The following is an 8,966-nucleotide window of genomic DNA, read 5'->3' as shown; positions in this document are numbered from 1 at the left end:
CTTTTAGGGTGCAAACCAGAAGAAGTTATACATGCTAGTGGTAAAACCGGTTTTGGAGTTGGTGATATTTTAGAAGCTGTAATTAATCGTATTCCTGCTCCTGAGGGCAATATTGATGAACCATTACAGGCATTAGTTTTTGATTCTGTTTACAATCCGTTTAGAGGAGTAGAAACTTATTTTAGAGTTATTAATGGTGAAATTAAAAAAGGACAAAAAATAAAATTCGTAGCAACTGACAAAAGTTATTTTGCTGATGAAATTGGCACTTTAAAATTAAATCAGATAGTAAAACAAAGCGTAAAGGCGGGTGATGTTGGTTATTTAATAACGGGCATTAAAGATGCACGCGAAGTAAAGGTTGGTGATACCATTACCGATTCTGCCAACCCTACTAAAAATGCCATTGAAGGTTTTGAAGATGTAAAGCCCATGGTTTTTGCTGGAATTTATCCCGTAGACACCGATGAATTTGAAGATTTGCGTTCTTCCATGGAGAAGTTGCAATTAAATGACGCATCTTTAGTTTTTGCCCCAGAAAGTAGTGCGGCTCTTGGTTTTGGTTTCCGTTGTGGATTCTTAGGAATGTTACATATGGAGATTATTCAAGAACGTTTGGAACGAGAGTTTAATATGACTGTAATAACTACCGTGCCTAATGTTAGCTATCACGCATTTACTCGTAAAGATCCAGAAACGGCAGTTATTGTCAATAATCCTACAGACCTTCCTGACCCATCTAGTATTGACCGTGTAGAAGAACCGTATATCAAAGCGACCATTATTACTAAATCAGATTTTGTAGGTAATGTTATGTCGTTATGTATAGAAAAGAGGGGGCAAATAACGAATCAGACCTATCTCACTACCGAACGTGTAGAGCTTAGTTTTGATATGCCATTGGCTGAAATTGTTTTCGATTTTTATGATCGACTTAAAACTGTTTCCAAAGGATATGCATCTTTTGATTATGCGCCAATTGGCATGCGCGTTTCCAAATTGGTTCGTGTAGATATTTTATTAAATGCACAACCTGTTGATGCCTTATCTGCTTTAATTCACGCAGATAATGCTGTACATATAGGTAAAAAAATGTGCGAAAAATTAAAGGAATTAATACCAAGACAACAGTTTGATATTCCTATTCAGGCCGCTATTGGTGCCAAAATAATCTCTAGAGAAACCACCAAAGCATTACGAAAAGATGTAACTGCCAAATGTTATGGTGGTGATATTTCTAGAAAACGAAAGCTTTTAGAAAAGCAGAAAAAGGGTAAAAAACGTATGCGTCAAGTTGGTAATGTTGAAGTTCCACAAGAAGCTTTTATGGCTGTTTTAAAATTAAATGATTAACTAAAATAACGAAATTTTACAATTCGTTTATTTTGTTGTAAAAATTTTCCTACTTTTTGTATAGTTCATACAATTTTTTTGAACCAACATAGTTAATATAAAAAAGTACTCCCAGAATGACCACCTACATTGCCCAATTCGTTGCTAAACATCGCATCATTCAGATTGAACAAAATTCTATTTTTACATGGCGGCAAGAAAGTGGAGATATTGACGAATCCCTTTTAGCAGATAAAATTAGAAGAGAATCTGCCATTCATTTTTATAGGTTAGTTGCAGGGTCTAATTATGAAATACATACCGAGGATATTTCTATAAGTGTTTGGAAAACAATGGTCTTTTAAATTACTTCATTTTTAGTACCTTCATTGATAAAATCAATTCAAAATGAAGGCTCTCTTAACTTCTATTTTTCTATTACTATATTCTTTCTTTTTATCGGCGCAATCTACCGGAAATATTCCACAGTGGAATACCCTTGAAATAACCTTATCGGCAAAAGAGACATATAAAAATCCTTATACAGATGTAGACGTTTGGGCCATTTTTATCAATGAAGAAAATGATGAATTTAAGAGGCCAGCTTTTTGGGATGGAGGAAACAAGTGGAAAGTACGGTTCGCTCCAAATGACAGCAAAGGATCATGGACTTGGAAATCTTATGCTTCGAATTCAAGAGACAAAGGTCTAAATAATCAAAAGGGAAGCTTTCGTTCAATTGAAAATACTAGCTCCAATAAACTGATAAAAAAAGGACTTCTAAAAATGTCAAAAGGCCATAGAAACATTGTTCATAATTCAAATGAACCTTTTTTAATGGTAGGTGATACTCCTTGGGCAATACCTTTTCGCGCCACATTAGAGCAAGTGGAATACTATGCTAAAGAAAGACAAGCAAAAGGCTACAACACTGTTTTATTAATGACATTACAACCAGATATGAAAGCTGAAGGACCCAATAAACGCAATACAGAATTAGGATTTAAAAGAGCTTTTGAAGATTTGTCCAATGGACATTTAAATGAAATTAATATAGATTATTTTAAATACTATGATGGAATCATTGAAACACTAATTGCACATGAAATTGTTCCAGTACATCAACCCGTATTTCATGGTTTTGGGTGGAAAGGTCTTGAAGTTTTAGGAAAAACAATTGCACCAGATGAGTACGAGCGTTATTGTAAATATTTATTGGCTAGATATGGTAGTAGTCCAGCAATTTGGTTATTAGGGGGCGATCACAATGGAAAAGATCCAGGCGTTCTAGAAAGTGGAGAAATGATAGAGGAATGGGACTGTTATGCACAACCCACGGGCATCCATTACAATCCCTGTGATGATTATTTAGCTGATTGGGCAAATGGTGAGCGTGAACATTGTTTCCACAATAATAAAACATATCATGATAAAGAATGGTTAGACTTTCAATGGGCTCAAACTGGACATGATGGTGCACACCTCTATCATAAAGTAGAACGTATGTACAACTATTTACCCATTAAAGGAGCTGCAAATGGAGAGCCTACCTATGAGGGAATGCGAGATGGTAAAAAAGGCTTAGGATGGTGGCAAGGTGAAGAAGCATGGATGCAACTAATGCATGGTGGAACAATGGGCGTAGTTTATGGAGCAGCAACCCTTTGGCAATGGAAAATTTCAGCGACAGAAAAGGGCTGGGAATCTTGGACAGACCAAGCAACTTCTTGGAAAGAAGCTATGGAATTAGAAGGGTCCATTTATGTAGGCATGGTTGGTAAAATTTTAAGTGACTATAACTTAACTGATATTCAAAAACGCTGGGATTTATCCAATAATAAACCCCTTTTAGCCAAAGAAGGAGAATTATATATTTCTTATTTGAACAATGGTGGTGCTATTGAAATTAAAAATATACCGTTAGTATTAAATTATCAATGGGTAGACCCTAAAACGGGGAAGACATTGCCTTTGTCGAAAGTTTCGAAATCAATGTTTACTGCTCCAAATCACAATCCGTGGGTTTTAATAATCAGTAAATAATGCCATTTATGCCTTTTCAGAAGCCTCAACTGTAGTATCAACATCTAACATTTTGCCCAAATAAACTAATTGGTATCCTTCTTCAATATCATCAAACTCTTTACTAAAGGATGAAATTATTTTTAATTCCCCTTCTTTTGTTTTTAAGAACATTGGTACGATATTTCCATCGGCCTTTGTAATTTCTATAAGCCCATCATAATGTTCTTGGTCTTTAATTTCAATTTCATGAATAGCAGGATAGCTTCGTGCTGTTTCAGTTAGCCTCACAAAATCATCTGTATGCGAAAACAGGCCTTCTTTCGGATTGTTTTCAGGGTCAATCATTTCATCCGCATTCACCAATCTAAAAGAACCATTTTCACCAAATTGATTTCCAAACTTATTTACCGCGTACTTATTTATATCTGAGTTCCCTGTTAATGCCATTAAATATCCTACATCATTAAGTTCTATATTATCAGCCAAAGAATCGGAATAAATATTTGCAGAAAAAGCTTCAAGACCTAACTTCTTTGCTTTATTTATGTTGGTTTGGTTATTATCAATCAGTACAACATGCCGATCATTATTTTTCAAATACTCCCCAATTAATCGAGATACTTTAGACGCACCAATAATTACAATACCTTCCGACTTATTTAAGAAAACTCCAACCATTTTAGCAAATAACCGTGCAGTAGTAGCATTTAATAAAACGGTCCCTAAAACAATCATAAAAACAAGGGGTGTAATATATTCTGCACCTGTTTCGCCTCTAGCTATCAATTTAGATCCAAAAAGGGAAGCAATACCAGCAGCTACAATACCACGTGGGCCAACCCAGCCTATAAAAAGTTTCTCATTAAATTTAAGATTAGACCCAGCTGCACTTAAAAATACTCCCAAAGGCCTAATGAAAAACACAATAACACAGAAAAGCAAAGCGGTTTTCCAGTTGTAGATAAGTTCAAGATCGGCAATATTAATATTTGCAGATAGTAAAATGAAAAGTATTGAAATCAATAATACACTTAGCGATTCTTTAAAATATAAAAGTTCCTTTAAATTCGGCAAATCCATATTACCAAGTACCATTCCCATTACTACTACTGCTAATAAACCAGATTCATGTGCGAATAAATCTGATTGCACAAAAACCAATAATACTACTGAAAGTGAAACCACATTTAATAAATAATGAGGAATAAAGTTTTTCTTAATTGCAAAAGCAAGAGCATGCGCAAAGGTAAATCCGAATGTAAATCCGAAAAGTAAGATTTTACCAAACTCAATAATAGCGGTTAAGGTATACGCTTGACCTTCCCCTACACTAATAAACTCATAAACTAATACTGCAGCCAAAGCTCCAATAGGGTCTATTAATATTCCTTCCCACTTCAAAACTGCCGAAATATCATTCTTTAAAGGAATATTCCTGAGAATTGGGGTAATAACTGTTGGACCAGTAACAATTATTAATGCTGAAAATAAAAATGAAATTTGCCAACTAAGACCAAATATAAAATGGGTTGCCACTCCAGCACAAATAAAAGTAACCAAACTACCAAGCGTAATAAGTTTTGTAATAACCGGACCTACGTTTCGTATTTCTGAGCGCTTAAGTGTAAGGCCACCTTCAAACAGAATTATACTTATAGCAAGCGAAACAAAATAATATAATCCTTCACCTGGGAAAAGTCCTTTATCTCCATTCCAAATGGGTTCAATAATTTTTTGGCCTCCTTCGGTATATAACGTAGAAATAGGGCCAACAAACAGACCTATTAAAATAAGCGGCAAAATAGCAGGCAATTTAAATCGCCAAGCCACCCATTGGGCAATAATTCCTAAAATTATTATTCCGGCTAATTCTACCATTTACTTATTTTTTTGAAAAATACCTTTTATTTTGCATTTGACAATTGCTTATTTCAAGAATTTCTATCAATTGTAATATCTTCTTCTGAGCTGAAGTCGTAAATTAATGCTTGAAAAATAAAACATATTTAAATTGAATTTTTTCTCTAAGTCTTAACTGTACTAATGAAGTCATCTTTTATCTGATTTTCATTTTTTAATACAAATTCAATATTACTTCTAGTTAACCCTAGTCATTTTTGAAATAGACCTAAATCAAATAACCATTTACCAACCATAGCTAATTTTAATTACCAATACATTACAGTGTGTTTCTAAAATCGAATTTCTATTTTTACAAAATGCAATTATATAGTATAGAGGCTGGTAATTTTAAATTAGATGGTGGAGCCATGTTCGGCGTTGTTCCTAAAACAATTTGGAACAGGACGAATCCTGCTGATTCTAATAATATGATTAATATTGCCACCAGATGTTTATTAATAGAAGATGGTAACAAGCTAATTCTAATTGATAATGGATTGGGGTCGAAACAATCTGACAAATTTTTCAAATATTATTACCAATGGGGTGATTATTCCTTAGAAACTTCTTTAAAAGAAAAAGGGTTCCATCGTAATGATATTACCGATGTTTTTATGACCCACTTACATTTTGATCATTGTGGCGGTAGTATTCAATGGAACAGCAACAAAACAGGATATGAACCTGCATTTAAAAATGCAACTTTTTGGACCGATAAAAGTCATTGGCAATGGGCTACACAACCCAATCCTCGAGAAAAAGCTTCTTTTTTAAAAGAAAACCTTTTACCTATGGAAGAAAGTGGTCAACTTAAATTCATTAACAGAGGTGAAACAATGTTCTTGCAAAATTCAGAATTAGGCTTTGATATTTTGTTTGCAGATGGCCATACAGAAAAACAAATGCTCCCACATATTAATTACAAAGGCAAGACTTTAGTTTTTGCTGCCGATTTGGTCCCAACTGTCGGTCATATTCCTGTTCCTTATTTAACCAGTTATGATACGCGTCCATTACTGACCATGCCAGAAAAAGAACAATTTCTCAATCTGGCAATAAAAGACAACTACTATCTATTTTTCGAACACGATGCTCATAATGAAATTTGTACCTTGCAGGCTACTGAAAAAGGACCTAGGCTTGATAAAATATTTACATTCCATGAGCTTTTTAATTAAAATACCATTTGGTTTGTTGTCTTTATGTTTTATAATTTCATGTAAAGCGCAAAACATTAAAAGTAACCATTTTACTACCGAATTTTCATTTACTAAAGGTATTGAAGGTCCTGCGGTAAATGCCAAGGGTGAGCTCTTTGCGGTTAATTTTAAAGAAGAAGGCACCATTGGAATCGTTGATTCTAATGGTATTGGTAGTGTTTATGTACATCTACCAGAAGGTAGTATTGGTAATGGAATACGATTCGACCAAAATGACAATATGTTCATCGCTGACTATAAAGGACATAATGTGTTATATGTAGAAAATGGCACTAAAGAAGTTACAATATGGGCACATAATAATGATATGAGTCAGCCAAATGATTTAGCCATAGCCCCTAATGGCACTATTTACCTCAGCGACCCGAACTGGGCAGAAAGCACTGGTAAAGTATGGATGGTAAATAAATCAAAAGAAATAGTTTTATTGGCACAGAACTTAGGCACAGTTAACGGCATTGAAGTAAGTCCAGATGGTAAAAAACTTTATATCAACGAATCTATTCAACGCAATATCTGGGAATACAATATCAATGATGATGGCACAATTAGCAATAAAGAAAAATTTCTGTCTTTTACTGATTTTGGGATGGATGGAATGCGATGTGATGCCGAAGGAAATTTATATATAACACGTTACGATAAGGGAAAAGTCATCATAGTCTCTCCTGCTAAAAAAATCTTAAAAGAAGTACAATTGAAAGGAAAGAAGCCTTCAAACATTACCTTTGGAGGTCCTGATGGAAAAACTTGTTATGTAACAATGGCCGATAGAGGTTGTTTTGAAACATTTCAAGCCCTTAATCCTGGAGCATATTATAAAAAAATACACTAACAAAAACATCATTTAATGACAAGTACTATTTACAAATCTGCCCTTGGGCTTTTTGTAGCAACTCTTTTTTATGGTTGCGGCGCAACAACATTGATTACTACTCCTATTGAGAGTATTGATAAAACTCCAATGAAAATTTCTGATCTAACAGATTCCGAGAAAAAAAATTGGGGTCATTTAGATTTAGTTAGCGATACTATTCCGGGTATGAGTGTAGATAAGGCTTACAATGAAATTATAGGTAATAAAAAAGGGCAAAAAGTAATTGTTGCAGTTTTAGATTCTGGAATGGATTTAAAACATGAAGATTTAGACGATGTACTTTGGACCAACAAGGGCGAACGCGCTGGCGATGGTATAGACAATGACAAAAACGGCTATATAGATGACATTCATGGTTATAACTTTTTAGGTGAGTCATATAATGAGCAACTTGAAGCAACGAGAATAGTTAAGCTAAAAATTGGCGATGCAGCAATGCAAGCTAAAGCAAAAGCTGAAGTTGAAGCGAAATATGCTAAAGCCATAGAAAGCAAACAACAATATGAACAATTTTTACAAGCCGTTAAAAATGCTGATGAAGCTGTAAAAAAAGAGCTTGGAAAAAGTGAATACACTAAAAAGGAAATGTCTGCGATTGAAGCTAAAGATGAAGCAATGCAACAGAACAAAGCTATCCTCACTCAAGCATACTCACATGCCGATAGTCCTGCTGGCTTTATGAAACTAGTCGAGGAAGCGATAATCCATTTTACGGATCAAGCGAATTACAATTACAATGTAGATTTTGATGGAAGAACAGTTGTAGGTGATAATCCATACGACATTACTGATACCAACTATGGAAATGGAAATCCTCAAAACAAATCAAAAGATGAAAGTCATGGAACCCATGTGGCTGGTATTATTGGTGCAGAACGAAACAACGGTAAAGGGGCCAATGGAGTTGCAAATAATGTTGAAATAATGAGCATTCGTGCCGTACCAAATGGAGATGAATATGATAAAGATATTGCTTTAGGAATTCGTTATGCAGTTGATAATGGTGCTAAAATTATTAATGGTAGTTTTGGAAAAGGCTTCTCACCAAATGCTCAATGGGTGTATGATGCTATTAAATATGCTGCTTCTAAAGATGTTCTTTTTGTTCATGCAGCAGGAAATGATGGTGTAAATTTAGACGACCCTAATGAGCCTAACTTTCCAAATGACGCTGTTAACAATGGTCCAGAAATTTCTGATAATGTAATAACTGTAGGTGCATTAGCTCCTAAGTACGGTTCGGAAATGTTAGCTACTTTTTCTAACTATGGCTCAATTAATGTTGATGTTTTCGCTCCTGGCGATCAAATTTATTCTACAATGCCCAATAACGAATATGATTTCCAAGGGGGTACTTCTATGGCTTCGCCAGCGGTTGCAGGTGTAGCCGCATTAATTCGTTCTCAATATCCTAAATTAAGTGCTTCTGAAGTAAAACAAATTATCCTAGAATCTGGACTTGCCCCAGAGACAAATTTAATCCTTGGCGGAGACACTTCTAAGACGGGTAAAATGAATGAAGTGTCAAAATCAGGTAAAATGGTAAATGCTTACAACGCTTTAATAATGGCGAAAGGAGTTTCAGAAGGAAAAATAAGAATATAAAAAAA

7 protein-coding genes are annotated in these 8,966 nt (G+C 34.6%); 6 read left to right on the top strand and 1 reads right to left on the bottom strand.

Annotated features, from left to right (window positions below; all coding sequences use genetic code 11):
* The 3 genes from lepA to ABJF52_RS05375 all read left to right on the top strand — a co-directional run.
* Nucleotides 1–1,353 (top strand): translation elongation factor 4 (gene lepA, locus ABJF52_RS05385; protein WP_348147391.1); only part of this gene is annotated, 1,353 nt, incomplete at its 5' end.
* Between the two features lie 116 nt (nucleotides 1,354–1,469).
* Complete coding sequence (locus ABJF52_RS05380; RefSeq protein ID WP_348147388.1) at nucleotides 1,470–1,697, top strand: GTP-binding protein LepA; 228 nt, start codon at nucleotides 1,470–1,472, stop codon at nucleotides 1,695–1,697.
* A gap of 43 nt (nucleotides 1,698–1,740) precedes the next feature.
* On the top strand, nucleotides 1,741–3,375 hold the full coding sequence (locus tag ABJF52_RS05375) for a DUF4038 domain-containing protein (protein WP_348147385.1): 1,635 nt from the start codon (nucleotides 1,741–1,743) through the stop codon (nucleotides 3,373–3,375).
* Nucleotides 3,376–3,381: 6 nt separating this feature from the next.
* On the opposite strand, the gene ABJF52_RS05370 is transcribed toward ABJF52_RS05375, so the two are convergent.
* Nucleotides 3,382–5,235, bottom strand: coding sequence for a sodium:proton antiporter (locus ABJF52_RS05370; protein ID WP_348147383.1), 1,854 nt, complete (start codon nucleotides 5,233–5,235; stop codon nucleotides 3,382–3,384).
* Between the two features lie 341 nt (nucleotides 5,236–5,576).
* Here ABJF52_RS05370 and ABJF52_RS05365 point away from each other — a divergent pair, with 341 nt between their 5' ends.
* Genes ABJF52_RS05365 through ABJF52_RS05355 form a run of 3 tightly spaced genes read left to right on the top strand, consistent with a single transcriptional unit; the run spans nucleotide 5,577 to nucleotide 8,961 of the window.
* Nucleotides 5,577–6,437 (top strand): MBL fold metallo-hydrolase, encoded by an 861-nt coding sequence (locus tag ABJF52_RS05365; protein WP_348147380.1) that lies wholly within the window; start codon nucleotides 5,577–5,579, stop codon nucleotides 6,435–6,437.
* On the top strand, nucleotides 6,421–7,314 hold the full coding sequence (locus ABJF52_RS05360) for an SMP-30/gluconolactonase/LRE family protein (protein WP_348147377.1): 894 nt from the start codon (nucleotides 6,421–6,423) through the stop codon (nucleotides 7,312–7,314). The genes ABJF52_RS05365 and ABJF52_RS05360 overlap by 17 nt, the downstream gene beginning before the upstream one ends.
* A 15-nt stretch (nucleotides 7,315–7,329) precedes the next feature.
* Nucleotides 7,330–8,961 carry a S8 family serine peptidase gene (locus ABJF52_RS05355; RefSeq protein WP_348147374.1) on the top strand — a complete coding sequence of 544 codons (1,632 nt, stop codon included), beginning with the start codon at nucleotides 7,330–7,332 and terminating at the stop codon, nucleotides 8,959–8,961.
* The last annotated feature ends 5 nt before the right edge of the window (nucleotides 8,962–8,966 follow it).

It is taken from the genome of Aurantibacter sp., from assembly GCF_039941195.1.
Taxonomy (GTDB): domain Bacteria; phylum Bacteroidota; class Bacteroidia; order Flavobacteriales; family Flavobacteriaceae; genus Aurantibacter_A.
The sequence above is the reverse complement of the archived record's forward strand: the minus strand, read 5'-3'. Positions and strand labels throughout refer to the sequence as shown.